This window comes from Yersinia similis, assembly GCF_001053095.1.
Classification (GTDB): domain Bacteria; phylum Pseudomonadota; class Gammaproteobacteria; order Enterobacterales; family Enterobacteriaceae; genus Yersinia; species Yersinia similis.
The window spans coordinates 23,177-35,600 of the sequence record NZ_CGBP01000039.1 but is presented as its reverse complement, the minus strand read 5'-3'; the positions used below and the strand labels follow the sequence as shown (position 1 = coordinate 35,600).

Sequence of the window (12,424 nt, the reverse complement as noted above, 5' to 3'; positions counted from 1 at the left end):
GGAGACTGTGGGTATAATCGATCACCGGGAGAAGCGGTATGACGGCATATGGTTATGGCCCTGCACGATTAATTCATATCACATCGGTAAATATTATTAATTATGGGTAGTGCCAAAATATGAGCTTCTAGCTTTTCAAGTTCATGTGATAAGGAATGTTTGGACCCTATAAAGAATTTTATATGACTGTCTCCGCATTACTTTACTTCAAAACTAATACTTTCTAACCAGGTATAGATAAAATCTGCAATCTGTTCGGGCTGATTAATATCCAATTGTTTTACCATCGTATCTATTGGTTTATCACTTGCCAGAGCAATTACATGTTTATCGATCAAGCCAGAAAAAGGCTTACCGATGGATTCTCTATAGAGTGCAATTTTATTGATTGGCTCGTGTTTAAAGCCTTCAACTAATATTAAGTCTATCGCTGAGGCATCTAATCGGCTGGCAAGATAATGAAGATTTAACGGCTGTTGTTCTGGGGTTTCTGTCATTATTGCCCAGCGGTAATCACTGGCGACCAGTGTCTGTAGAGCGCCGGCCTTACGTAATTCATAGCTATCTTTGCCTGGGGTATCGATTTCCATATTATGATGAGTATGTTTGATTAAGCCTACTCGAATTTGTCGCTGCAGCAGCAAAGGGATAAGACTTTTTAATAAAGTCGTTTTTCCTGTGCCACTGTAAGCCGCTATTCCTAATAGCGCTGGTGACTTGTCGTTCATAATTAGCCTCTTCTCTTTTGTTCCCATAAGTCGCAATCTGCCGGGGTATTTAGGTTGCTGAATAAGTCAGCTTTCCCGCTAAATTTTACACTTTGAGCATTAATAGAGCCTAAAAATAACATAAGCTTACGGTCACCCTTTCTCAGGTATTCAGCCAGTTGTATTTTTAGGCTGATATGCATCAATGCGAAAGTTGGATGTGCCCTTTCATCATCGTTAGCATAGGCAGCGAGTGCCTGTTTTTTACCTTGCCAAAGCTGAGAAACTAAATCGGAAGGAAGAGAGGGAACGTCGCAGGGAGCAAAGACGACCCACTCAGTAGCTGAATAGCTTAATCCGGCATGCATCCCCGCCAGTGGGCCCACAAAGCCAGTAATGATATCGTCAATGACTGGGATTCCACTTTCCTTATATAGCCCCTGGTTGCGATTAGCATTAATCACTAAATCACCAACTTGGGGTTTGAATCTGTCGATAACATACTGAAATAGCGGTTTTCCATTAAGAGGAGTAAGTCCCTTATCATTGCCGCCCATTCTGGACGAACGGCCCCCTGCGAGAATAACGCCTGTAATCTTGGGTTGCATTTCTATTGCTCCGCTGCTTCCTATTGACATAGGGATTGTATCTGTAAATAGCATGAGGGGTCAGGATTTACTTTTATTGACAATAGGCTCTCTTTCCCTACGTGAATATCCCTGCTACTTTGTCAGCATCTTTTTGAAGAGGATAAATTTGCTATGAAATGCCATCGCGTTAATGAATTGATTGAGCTTTTACACCCAGCCTGGCAGCAAGAGCCTGATTTAAACTTGGTACAATTTTTACAGAAGTTGGCTACAGAAGCGGGTTTTAAGGGGGGGTTTTCGGATTTAACGGACGATGTTCTTATCTATCATCTGAAAATGCGGGGCGCAGCATCAACTGAGGTGATCCCTGGCCTGAAAAAAGATTATGAAGAGGATTTTAAAACAGCACTGCTGCGTGCTCGTGGCATTATTAAAGATTAGTCATACTCCTGTCTGCGGAGATAGGGGCTTTAATGATACTATTTATTATTCTCAGCGCGCTGCTGTCACTTATATAGACTGAATGTTGTTATGAACAACTCTGCTTTTAATTTTCAGACCTTATCTCCTGACCTGATTATGAATGCCCTTGAGGGGGCAGGATTACGGGTAGATTCGGGGTTAACTGCGCTGAATAGTTACGAAAACCGTGTCTATCAGTTTATGGATGAAGACAGTAAACGGTATGTGGTGAAGTTTTATCGCCCCGAGCGTTGGAGTTGTGAACAAATTACAGAGGAGCATCAGTTTTCTCTGGATTTGGCGGAGTCAGAAATTCCGGTAATCGCCCCATTGCGACTCAATGGCAATACTTTGCATACTCACTGTGGTTTTTTCTTCGCCGTTTTTCCAAGTGTTGGTGGGCGTCAGTATGAAATTGATAATCTTGACCAATTGGAATGGGTTGGGTGTTTTCTTGGCAGAATCCATCAGGCCGCTTGTAATAGCCTTTTCGTTGCCCGGCCAACAATGGGTATTGAAGAGTATTTGACTGAGCCGCGTCAGCTACTAGCCAATTGTGATTTAGTGCCGGTAAAACAAAGGGATAAATTTCTGGCGGCGACAGATTTGCTCACTACAACGATTAAGCAGTATTGGCATACTGAATGGCAACCTTTACGGTTACATGGTGATTGCCATCCAGGAAATATTTTGTGGCGTGATGGCCCGGTGTTCGTTGATTTAGATGATGCGAGGAATGGCCCTGCTATCCAAGATCTATGGATGCTATTACACGGCGATCGCCGTGACCAATTGATGCAGTTGGATATATTGCTGGAAGCTTATAGTGAGTTTGCTGATTTTGATCAGCGTGAATTAGCACTAATTGAACCCTTACGCGCGATGCGGATGGTTTATTACCTTGCATGGGTCGCCAGACGTTGGCAAGACCCAGCATTTCCGAAGAGTTTTCCGTGGATGGCTGAATCTGATTTTTGGCTCCAACAGACGGCATCATTCACTGAGCAGGTTAAGCTGTTGCAGGAACCCCCTTTGCAGCTGATGCCAATGTACTAAAGCTAAGATAATGGAGATTGTTATAGTATGAAAAATGTATGGTTAGCACTCGTTGGTATCGTGATGGCGTTCAGTGTGACGGCTGCACAATTCACCGATGGGAAGCAGTATCTAACGTTAGATAAGCCAGTAACGGGCGAACCTCAGGTTCTGGAGTTTTTCTCTTTCTATTGCCCACATTGTTACCAGTTTGAAGAAGTTTATCAGGTACCTAAAGCAGTAAAAAAAGCGTTACCTGAAGGGACAAAAATGACCCGTTACCATGTTGAGTTTCTTGGTCCTCTCGGCAAGCAACTGACGCAAGCGTGGGCTGTTGCTATGGCGTTGGGGGTTGAAGAAAAAATCACCCCACTGATGTTTGAAGGTGTGCAGAAGACACAAACTGTACAGACTCCTGGCGACATTCGTAATGTCTTTATCAAAGCGGGTATCAGTGGTGAAGACTACGATGCTGCATTGAATAGCTTTGTGGTTAAATCATTAGTTGCTCAGCAACAAAAAGCGGCTGAAGATTTACAATTACGTGGTGTTCCTGCGATGTTCGTTAATGGAAAATATATGATTAAGAATGATGGTATGGATACCAGCTCAATGGATAATTATGTTAAACAGTATGCGGATGTCGTTACGTTCCTGCTGACTCAAAAATAATTTGGTATATAAAGAGGGGGGCCAGCTTTTGTTGGCCCCCCTCTTTATTGCATTGCTCTGATATTTCTACTCAATATTTCAATTATGTTTCTATACCTGTCATGCTTCAAGTTGTATGTGTGTTAGCTACGTTCGTTCACCCCAGTCACTGACTTGTGTAAACTCCAAGGGACTTACTCTGTTGTCGCCTTCCTACAACTCGAATTTTTTTGGGTATATCGCTGTCGTAAATCCTCATATTTTCTGTACTCGCAACAGTGCAGCCACACACTAATTTTTTATTTATCTTTATGCTGTTTAGCTTAGGTTTATCTATTTTAGGGAGCAATAGATACCAATATTCGTGAGACTAAAAATAGATATTGTCGGTTATGAGTAATAAAAAAGACAGTCGCGATTGGGTACTCATAAGGCAAGTTAATTGGCCTTTTTATTGTAATGGAATAAGTAATATCCACAATTGATATAAAGGAGTTATTACAAAGAGAAAAGAAATAAATAAATGTAACATAATGATTTTTATATAATTAAATATTATTATCGGCAGGGTATCATAACGGAAATAATCCACACATACTTTTATTCACAAGATTATCCACAGGTTAGATCTTTAGGATCTCTGAGCAATAATGTTCACTTTCGCACAATAATGGATGCTAAAATTCGTCTCTTGCTGCCAGCTATGGCATTCTTAGCGTCAGACCTTGCTGAATAAAGATGAAGAAACTCTATGGCTCAGATTGCAGAAAACCCATTGATCCTTGTTGACGGTTCCTCTTACCTCTACCGTGCTTACCATGCTTTCCCACCACTGACTAATGGTAGTGGAGAGCCAACCGGTGCGATGTATGGTGTACTGAACATGTTGCGCAGTCTTTTGCTGCAATATCGGCCAAGTCATGTTGCAGTAGTTTTTGATGCAAAAGGTAAAACGTTCCGCGATGAACTTTTTGCTGAATATAAATCCCATCGACCGCCAATGCCGGATGATTTGCGGGTGCAAATTGAGCCTCTTCATCAGATGGTTAAAGCTATGGGATTGCCTTTATTGGTCGTGTCTGGGGTCGAAGCCGACGATGTTATTGGCACCTTAGCTCGGGAAGCCGAAAAAGCAGGCCATTCGGTATTAATTAGTACTGGTGATAAAGATATGGCGCAATTAGTTACGCCGAATATCACTTTAATCAATACAATGAATAACACTATTTTAGGGCCGCAGGATGTTTGCGATAAATATGGTGTTCCTCCCGAACTGATCATTGATTTTCTCGCTCTAATGGGTGACTCCTCCGATAATATTCCGGGAGTACCCGGTGTTGGCGAAAAAACAGCACAGGCTTTATTGCAAGGTTTGGGTGGGTTGGATACGTTATTCAGTAATCTGGATAAAATATCCACATTGACGTTCCGTGGTGCGAAAACAATGTCGGCCAAGTTAGAGCAAAATAAAGACGTTGCTTACCTCTCTTATAAATTGGCTACCATTAAGACAGACGTTGAGTTGGATGTAACCTGTGATGAGCTAACCGTTTCTCCTCCCGATGATAAACAGTTACATCAGTTATTTAGCCGTTATGAATTTAAGCGTTGGCTGGCTGATGTAGAAGCTGGCAAGTGGTTGGACAGTAAAAAAGATCGGCCAACAGGGCAAACAAGCAGTCAATCTTTTGTTGTCGCAGATACGGCAACTACTGCTGAGGTCTCTGCAACTCTTTCACAAGAGAATTATCAGACTATTCTAGATGAGAAAGCGTTGGCTGATTGGATTGAGCGCCTTAAAGCCGCTGAAGTTTTTGCTTTTGATACTGAAACTGATGGCCTTGATACCCTTAGCAGTAACTTGATTGGTATGTCTTTTGCTGTCGCTCCAGGAGAAGCGGCTTATCTGCCGCTGGCTCATGATTATCTGGATGCCCCACCCCAACTTGATCGTGACTGGGTTCTGGCGACACTAAAACCACTGCTGGAAGACGATAAGGCGCTTAAAGTTGGGCAGAACCTCAAGTTCGATAAAAGCATGCTGGCCCATTATGGTATCGATCTAAAAGGTATCGCCTTCGATACCATGTTGGAATCTTATGTTTTGGATAGTGTTGCGGGTCGTCATGATATGGACAGTCTGGCGGAGCGCTACCTCAATCATAAAACGATTACATTTGAAGAAATTGCTGGTAAAGGTAAAAATCAGCTAACGTTTAATCAGATTGCTTTGGAGCAAGCTGGCCCGTATGCCGCAGAGGATGCTGATGTCACTCTTCAATTGCATTTGGTCTTATGGCCAAAATTACAGCAAAGTGAAGGCCTCAAGCGTGTATTCCAGGAAATTGAGATGCCGCTATTGCCAATTTTGTCTCGTATTGAGCGGACTGGCGTATTGATTGATCAAAATATATTAGCTGCACACTCAAAAGAGCTCACCATCCGTTTGGATGAGCTGGAAAAGCAGGCCCATGAATTGGCTGAAGAGCCATTCAACCTAGCATCACCTAAACAGCTACAGGCTATTCTTTATGAAAAGCAAAAATTGCCTATCTTGAAGAAAACACCAGGAGGTGCTGCCTCAACAAATGAGGAAGTGCTGGCTGAGTTGGCTCTGGATTATCCTTTGCCGAAGGTTATTCTGGAATATCGTGGCCTGGCGAAACTAAAAAGTACTTACACCGACAAATTGCCGCTAATGATTAACCCTGTCTCTGGTCGGGTGCATACTTCCTATCATCAGGCAGTGACAGCAACCGGGCGCTTATCTTCCCGCGATCCTAACCTACAAAATATCCCTGTGCGTAATGAAGAGGGGCGACGTATCCGACAGGCCTTTATTGCACCAAAGGGCTACCGCATTATGGCGGCGGACTACTCGCAAATCGAACTGCGTATTATGGCGCATTTGTCGCAGGATAACGGGTTGTTAACTGCATTTGCTGCTGGGCAGGATATTCACCGGGCAACCGCCGCTGAAGTATTTGGTTCGCCATTGGAAAAAGTGACGACGGAGCAGCGTCGTAGCGCAAAAGCGATTAATTTTGGTCTTATTTATGGCATGAGTGCTTTTGGCCTGGCACGCCAGTTGGGGATCCCTCGTGGGGAGGCTCAACGCTATATGGACCTCTATTTTGAGCGTTATCCGGGGGTGTTGGAGTATATGGAGCGTACTCGTAAGCAGGCTGCTGATCAGGGCTATGTCACGACACTGGATGGCCGTCGTCTCTATCTGCCGGATATTCACTCACGGAATGCAAATCGTCGAAAAGCGGCTGAACGTGAGGCGATTAATGCCCCTATGCAAGGTACGGCTGCGGATATTATCAAGCGGGCGATGATTGCGGTGGATGGTTGGTTACAGCAAGAGTCAGAACCTTTGGTACGTGTAATCATGCAAGTACACGATGAGTTGGTCTTTGAAGTGCATGAAAGTGTGCTGGAAAGCGCTGAGCAGAAAATCCGTGAGTTGATGGAGCAAAGTATGCAACTGGCTGTACCATTGAAGGTTGATGTCGGTGTTGGGACTAACTGGGATCAAGCTCATTAGTTATGTGGGTAAGTGGCGATAAACAAAGCGTTTTATGTAATTAAGCTACATTTTAGGGCTAATTTGTCGGAAACAGGTCGGCTGAATCGTGACAATTAGTGTAACTAAACAACAAAAAATTCTTTTGCCCTGCGAAAAAATGATGTAGAGTTATCGATGTAGGGTACAGAGGTAAGATGTTCTATCTTTCAGACCTTTTACTTCACGTAATCGGATTTGGCTGTATATTAGCCGCCCCAGTCATTTATTGACTGGGGCGTTTTTTATGGGGCTTTTGCTGACATTATTGACGTAAGTCCTGAGCTGATAGGCGCTCATCAGGCGAGTAACTGTGCAGATACGGTTTAATCATTCTGATTGGCTAAGTGGCGGGAACAGGAAGCGTTATGTAGGGCGACTTAATCATCGCCCCTGAGGGTAACCAGCCTATATGGGCTGGTTTTGTAATAAATTACTCGCCTTCGCCGTCAAACTCTTCAGCCATGACTTCTGGTGGGATCTCACTGAACCAGGTATCCAGTTTTTCCCGTAATTTATCGACACCAATCTTTTTCAGTGATGAGAATGCCTCAACCTGAATATCACCCATAAATGGGATGATAGCTTCCCGCACCAGGTTTAATTGTGCTTTACGAGCACCGGATGCCAGCTTATCCGCTTTGGTCAACAGCAAAAGAACCGGTGTACCGACCGCGACCGCCCAGGTAATCATCTGCTGATCCAAATCTTTCAATGGATGACGAATATCCATCAGTACAACTAATCCTTTTAGACAGTTACGCTTCTGCAAATATTCACCCAGAGCACGTTGCCACTTGAGTTTCATCTCCTCAGGCACTTCGGCATAGCCATAACCCGGTAAGTCCACCAGGCGGACACCATCAACCACTTCAAATAAGTTAATTAGCTGAGTTCGCCCCGGTGTTTTACTGGTTCTGGCCAAACTTTTTTGGTTAGTTAATGTATTGAGTGCGCTGGATTTACCTGCGTTTGAGCGGCCAGCGAATGCGACTTCAATACCTTCATCCCGTGGTAGGTGACGAATATCCGGAGCACTGATGACGAAGTGAGTCATATGATAGTTATAGTTTCTGATGGTCAAAATTTGTCGTCTCCGTTAGAGATTACTTATATAGGGCGATTATAACTGCATCAGGCAGAAAAAAGGGGGTTTATCTTTTGGCACCGTTTTTTATTGTTTCTCTAAGTGAAATTATAGTTTTGTGAGTCGTCGGCCATTGTGGACGGCAATAATGTCTTATCATTTAGGTACTGTTAAGAAATGCTTGATAAAAAGTGAGCTACTATGCACAGCTCTCTGGTTGAGTTTATTTAGCAAAAGCAATCAGATAGTCAATTTATTGTTGGTACGGATACACCATGCAAGGAGCGCAGTTACTCAGGATGAGTGGCTTATGCTTAAGGAATGTAATGGATATACAAGGAATGTAATGGATGTACAGGGAGCCAAGGACGATATAAACGGAGCTAATGTAAAGGGATGTTCAGGACACTGGCCGGAGTGCCGGGCGAATCGCCTCCAGGGTTTGAGGGGTGGCAAGGATCGCGTATTGCAGGAGGGAGAAACCGGGATGTTATCTAAGTGCAGGGAGTGCGCTGTAAGGATATCCTTCCGCAGAAGGTGCGAAAAAAGGCGACAGGTTAACCTGTCGCCTTTTTTCTTTCTCTTCTTTCTGCTAGATTCCGGCCCAATCCTATACCCAATAGATTTTAAGATGCAGGAAGGCGGCAAACGAGAGCAGCCAACACATCTGCAACTTGAAGGATGGCGGGTATATACTAAATCCGATCCCATACTCATTTAAGAGCACAGGTTATGAAGCAGCCAAATAAAGCACCACGCGCGAATATTGCGGCCCCGAAGGGTACCGCAACACCAAAACGTAGAAGAAAGACCCGTGATGAGCTGGATGCAGAAGCACGTGACCGTAAACGTCAGAAGAAACACAGTGGTAATCGTTCAGGTGCGAGAGCCAATGTAGAGAGCAGCAATAAGAAAGGGCAGAGCCAGGTTCAAGAGAAAGATCCGCGTGTCGGCAGTAAAGTGCCTGTACCGCTGATCATTGAGAGCCAGGTAAAAGCCAAGTCAACGCCTAAGCCTGTAGAGAAAAATGCAGTTAAGCCACGTCTGACGCCGGAAGAGGAGCTATCCAAGCTGGAGAATGACGAGCGTTTGGATGCGCTACTTGATCGTTTGGATAATGACGAAGTATTGAACAAAGAAGATCAGGCTTATGTCGATCTGACGTTAGACCGCATTGATGCCCTGATGGAGCAATTAGGCATCGAACTGGGTGATGACGAAGATGATGTTGAGCCAGAAGAGAAGCAGGAAGATATCTTGCAGTTACTGAAACGCGGTAATCCAAAAGATACATTTTAAGTCATGAACTGGGTGATCCCAATAATAGCCCTACTGCTCACGTGTTATCTATTGTGGTTATTAGGTAAACTATGGCGGCTGTCGCAACGCAAGTCACGGTTGCGCAGTGCTACTGCGGTCAGACAACAAAAATATCTGCCCTCTAACCGACCCGGTAGGCGAAAATATCGGAAGGAGTGAACATGTCTGAGCACGCTATAGTTTGGGATCTATCCCTGATTCAAAAATATAATTATTCAGGGCCGCGTTATACCTCGTATCCAACGGCTCTTGAGTTTAGTGAAGATTACAATGAGTCTGCTTTCCAGCAGGCGGTGAAACGTTATCCGCAACGGCCGCTGTCGCTGTATGTGCATATTCCGTTTTGCCATAAACTTTGCTACTTCTGTGGTTGTAATAAACTGGTGACGCGTCAGCAACATAAAGCTGATGAATATCTGGTGGTGTTGGAAAAAGAGATCCGCCAACGGGCCGCTTTGTTTACTGGGCGTCAGGTCAGCCAGATGCACTGGGGGGGTGGTACGCCAACTTATCTGAATAAAACGCAAATCAGCCATTTAATGACTGTGCTGCGTGAAAACTTTGATTTTCTGCCCGATGCGGAGCAGTCAATCGAAGTTGACCCCCGTGAAATTGAATTAGATGTGCTTGATCACCTGCGTGCTGAAGGATTTAATCGCCTGAGCATGGGGGTGCAGGATTTCAATAAAGAGGTGCAGCGGCTGGTTAACCGCGAGCAAGATGAAGATTTTATCTTCGCCTTAATGGCTCGTGCTAAAGCGCTTGGATTTAACTCAACCAATATTGATTTGATTTATGGCTTGCCCAAGCAGACACCAGAAAGTTTTGCTTTCACCTTAAAACGGGTTGCTGAGCTGAACCCAGATCGCTTGAGCGTGTTTAATTACGCACATCTGCCAAGCCTGTTTGCCGCCCAACGTAAAATCAAAGACGCTGATCTGCCAACGGCGGAGCAACGGTTGGATATTTTACAGCACACCATTCGTTTCTTAACGGAGTCCGGCTATCAATTCATTGGGATGGATCACTTTGCGCGCCCGGATGATGAGCTGGCGATTGCTCAGCAGAAAGGAACATTACACCGCAATTTCCAAGGGTACACCACGCAGGGTGAGAGCGACCTCCTTGGGGTGGGGGTTTCTGCTATCAGCATGTTAGGTGATAGCTACGCTCAGAATGAAAAAGATCTGAAAACGTACTACGCCTGTGTAGAGCAGCGGGGTAATGCGTTGTGGCGCGGCCTGACCATGACTGAAGATGATTGTTTACGCCGAGATGTGATTAAAACGCTGATTTGTCATTTCCAACTCAGTTACCAGCCAATTGAGCAGCGTTATGGTATTCGGTTTGCCGATTATTTTGCAGAAGATTTTGAGCTGCTTGCACCTTTCGAACAGGATGGGCTGGTGGAGCGGGATGAAAAAGGGCTTCGCGTAACTCCTCGCGGGCGCTTACTCATTCGTAATATTTGTATGTGTTTCGATATCTATTTACGTAAACAGGCGCGCAAGCAGCAGTTCTCACGTGTAATCTGATGATGTCACCCTCAGTGCAGCTATCGCTATTGAGGGTGACCACCCGGCGGGGACTACTCCATTCCCAACTCTTTCAACTTCCGCGTTAATGTATTACGGCCCCAGCCCAGCAGGCGTGCAGCTTCCTGCTTATGGCCTTGGGTATGGCGTAATGCGGTGGTTAACAGCGTGCGCTCCATCTCTGGTTGTGCTTCTGACAGTAAATCTTGATGACCAGAACGCAACGCGCGATCAGCCCATTGCGCTAACAGCGTTGCCCAACTGTCGGGTGCTCGTTGGCCGGATGCATCGGGCATATGAGTTTCAAATAATTCAGAAGGCAGGTCCTGAATGAGAACTTCTTGCCCAGCAGCCATGACGGTCAGCCAGCGGCAGGTATTTTCCAGTTGGCGCACGTTCCCAGGCCAAGGTAAGCGGGTTAGCGCCGTTTCGGTCTCTGGATGCAGGTTTTTGCTTTCCACTCCCAACTCTTTAGCTGCTACGTGTAAAAAGTAGCGAGCCAAACGCGGAATATCTTCACTGCGTTCACGTAGTGGAGGTAAATGTACTCGGATTACATTCAGACGATGGAATAGATCCTCACGGAATTTCCCTTCTTGAACACGAAGCTCTAGATTTTGGTGCGTTGCAGCAATGATCCGCACATCGACTTTAACGGGTGCATAGCCTCCGACCCGATAAAACTGGCCATCAGCCAATACCCGTAACAGGCGGGTTTGCACATCCAGTGGCATATCACCAATTTCATCTAAAAAAAGTGTGCCGGTGTCAGCTTGTTCAAAGCGCCCCTGCCGTACCTGATTGGCCCCGGTAAATGCCCCTTTTTCGTGACCAAACAGTTCCGACTCAATTAAATCTTTCGGGATAGCGGCCATGTTCAGCGCGATAAAGGGGGCTTTAGCCCGTGGGCTATGGCGATGTAATGCGTGTGCTACCAGCTCTTTACCGGTACCGGATTCACCATTAATAAGTACACTAATTGAGGAGCGTGACAGGCGACCAATAATACGAAAAACATCCTGCATTGCCGGTGCTTCGCCGATAATATCGGCTGTCGGCCCACTGACAGGCTGGCTGCGGGCGGGTTGTTGTTGCTCTTGATAATGGCTGATAGCCCGTTCGACCAAGGCCACGGCCTCGTCGATATCAAACGGTTTGGGCAAATAGTCAAAGGCCCCTTGTTGATACGCACTGACGGCAGCATCTAAATCTGAATGGGCTGTCATTATGATGACCGGGAGCATCGGATGGCGTTGCTTAATTTGTTTGAGCAATGCCAAGCCATCCATTCCTGGCATCCGGATATCTGATAACAATACATCTGGAGTTTGCGTAGCCAATGCATCCAGTACCTGATTGCCGCTATCGAATGCGACACAGTTTAGACCCGCTCCAGTCAGTGCGCGCTCAAGCACCCAGCGGATGGAACTATCGTCATCGACGATCCAGACTATCCCTCGTTGCATAGA

Annotated in this window: 10 protein-coding genes and 1 pseudogene; 7 read left to right on the top strand and 4 right to left on the bottom strand. The window is 45.3% G+C overall.

The window, feature by feature from the left end:
• Positions 1 to 197 precede the first annotated feature (197 nt).
• Entirely contained in the window at positions 198 to 728 is a 531-nt protein-coding gene (gene mobB / locus AC971_RS19570) for a molybdopterin-guanine dinucleotide biosynthesis protein MobB (protein ID WP_025381993.1), read from the bottom strand.
• Positions 729 to 730: 2 nt separating this feature from the next.
• Complete coding sequence (gene mobA, locus AC971_RS19565; protein WP_038402081.1) at positions 731 to 1,315, bottom strand: molybdenum cofactor guanylyltransferase MobA; 585 nt, start codon at positions 1,313 to 1,315, stop codon at positions 731 to 733.
• A 153-nt stretch (positions 1,316 to 1,468) separates the two neighbouring features.
• On the opposite strand from mobA, the gene AC971_RS19560 reads away from it, so the two are divergent.
• The 5 genes and pseudogenes from AC971_RS19560 to spfP form a co-directional block, all read left to right on the top strand.
• Positions 1,469 to 1,738, top strand: coding sequence for a YihD family protein (locus tag AC971_RS19560; protein WP_025381994.1), 270 nt, complete (start codon positions 1,469 to 1,471; stop codon positions 1,736 to 1,738).
• Positions 1,739 to 1,828: 90 nt separating this feature from the next.
• Positions 1,829 to 2,815: a serine/threonine protein kinase gene (locus AC971_RS19555; RefSeq protein ID WP_025381995.1), complete on the top strand. Its 987-nt coding sequence runs from the start codon at positions 1,829 to 1,831 to the stop codon at positions 2,813 to 2,815.
• Between the two features lie 27 nt (positions 2,816 to 2,842).
• Entirely contained in the window at positions 2,843 to 3,466 is a 624-nt protein-coding gene (gene dsbA / locus AC971_RS19550) for a thiol:disulfide interchange protein DsbA (RefSeq protein WP_002213168.1), read from the top strand.
• A 730-nt stretch (positions 3,467 to 4,196) separates the two neighbouring features.
• A complete protein-coding gene (gene polA / locus AC971_RS19545) occupies positions 4,197 to 6,995 on the top strand; it encodes a DNA polymerase I (RefSeq protein WP_025381996.1) in 2,799 nt (932 codons plus the stop codon).
• A 176-nt stretch (positions 6,996 to 7,171) separates the two neighbouring features.
• Positions 7,172 to 7,216: pseudogene (gene spfP / locus AC971_RS25910) on the top strand (small protein SpfP); the annotation flags it as partial.
• 230 nt (positions 7,217 to 7,446) lie between these two features.
• Here spfP and yihA read toward each other — a convergent pair.
• Positions 7,447 to 8,097 (bottom strand): ribosome biogenesis GTP-binding protein YihA/YsxC, encoded by a 651-nt coding sequence (yihA, locus tag AC971_RS19540; protein ID WP_025381997.1) that lies wholly within the window; start codon positions 8,095 to 8,097, stop codon positions 7,447 to 7,449.
• 735 nt (positions 8,098 to 8,832) lie between these two features.
• Here yihA and yihI point away from each other — a divergent pair.
• Complete coding sequence (yihI, locus tag AC971_RS19530; protein ID WP_025381999.1) at positions 8,833 to 9,399, top strand: Der GTPase-activating protein YihI; 567 nt, start codon at positions 8,833 to 8,835, stop codon at positions 9,397 to 9,399.
• Between the two features lie 182 nt (positions 9,400 to 9,581).
• Positions 9,582 to 10,955: an oxygen-independent coproporphyrinogen III oxidase gene (gene hemN, locus AC971_RS19525; protein WP_025382000.1), complete on the top strand. Its 1,374-nt coding sequence runs from the start codon at positions 9,582 to 9,584 to the stop codon at positions 10,953 to 10,955.
• Positions 10,956 to 11,008: 53 nt separating this feature from the next.
• On the opposite strand, the gene glnG is transcribed toward hemN, so the two are convergent.
• Entirely contained in the window at positions 11,009 to 12,421 is a 1,413-nt protein-coding gene (gene glnG, locus AC971_RS19520) for a nitrogen regulation protein NR(I) (protein WP_025382001.1), read from the bottom strand.
• Positions 12,422 to 12,424 lie beyond the last annotated feature (3 nt).

Bases quoted from the DNA above. Each gene is read 5' to 3' on its own strand.
- mobB (WP_025381993.1), bottom strand. From the start codon at position 728: ATGAACGACAAGTCACCAGCGCTATTAGGAATAGCGGCTTACAGTGGC.
- dsbA (WP_002213168.1), top strand. From the start codon at position 2,843: ATGAAAAATGTATGGTTAGCACTCGTTGGTATCGTGATGGCGTTCAGT.
- glnG (WP_025382001.1), bottom strand. From the start codon at position 12,421: ATGCAACGAGGGATAGTCTGGATCGTCGATGACGATAGTTCCATCCGC.
- mobA (WP_038402081.1), bottom strand. From the start codon at position 1,315: ATGCAACCCAAGATTACAGGCGTTATTCTCGCAGGGGGCCGTTCGTCC.
- polA (WP_025381996.1), top strand. From the start codon at position 4,197: ATGGCTCAGATTGCAGAAAACCCATTGATCCTTGTTGACGGTTCCTCT.
- yihI (WP_025381999.1), top strand. From the start codon at position 8,833: ATGAAGCAGCCAAATAAAGCACCACGCGCGAATATTGCGGCCCCGAAG.
- hemN (WP_025382000.1), top strand. From the start codon at position 9,582: ATGTCTGAGCACGCTATAGTTTGGGATCTATCCCTGATTCAAAAATAT.
- AC971_RS19555 (WP_025381995.1), top strand. From the start codon at position 1,829: ATGAACAACTCTGCTTTTAATTTTCAGACCTTATCTCCTGACCTGATT.
- AC971_RS19560 (WP_025381994.1), top strand. From the start codon at position 1,469: ATGAAATGCCATCGCGTTAATGAATTGATTGAGCTTTTACACCCAGCC.